This window comes from Ruegeria sp. AK4 (assembly GCF_056541025.1).
Map to the genome: position 1 here is coordinate 1 of NZ_JBQFXS010000081.1, position 660 is coordinate 660.

A 660-nucleotide genomic window follows, 5' to 3' on the forward strand; every position below is an offset into this window, starting at 1 on the left:
GGTTCTGTCGCAAAGTTCGCCCTCACCTGTCAGTTCGTGTGCATTTCTGGTAGCGCGCACTAGAACATGACAGGAGCAGGCCGTGACGATCACATTTAAGGGCGCGCATTTTCCGAAAGACGTGATCTTGCACGCGGTTTTCTTCTACCTGCGATACGGTGTTTCCTACCGCGATCTGGAAGAAATCATGGCGGAACGCGGCGTTGATCTGGATCATGCAACGCTAAACCGCTGGGTCAGTCGATATGCTGGCCTAATTGCTGAAACAGCGCGGTATAGAAAGCGTCCCGCAGACCGTTCGTGGCGCATGGATGAGACATATGTGAAAGTGAAGGGCGAGTGGGTTTATCTTTACCGAGCGATCGACAAACACGGCAAGACCCTGGATTTCATGTTGTCCGAGCGCCGGAACAAGGCCGCTGCGACCAAGTTCTTCGCCCGCGCGCTCGAGGTGAACGGATTGCCACGCAAGATCGTTATCGACAAAAGTGGTGCCAACACAGCTGGCATCAATGCGATCAACAAGATGCTGAAAGGCTTTGGCTGCCCTGTACCAATCGAGATGGTGAGGCGGAAATACCTCAATAACATCATTGAACAAGACCATCGATTCATCAAACGACGGATCAGACCCATGCTGGGATTCCAATCTTTCGCATC

Annotated in this window: 1 protein-coding gene; it reads left to right on the forward strand. The window is 52.6% G+C overall.

Annotated features, from left to right (window positions below; translation table 11 throughout):
* Positions 1-82 precede the first annotated feature (82 nt).
* A partial coding sequence (locus ACR0EZ_RS25970) for an IS6 family transposase (RefSeq protein ID WP_480617736.1) occupies positions 83-660 on the forward strand: 578 nt, incomplete at its 3' end.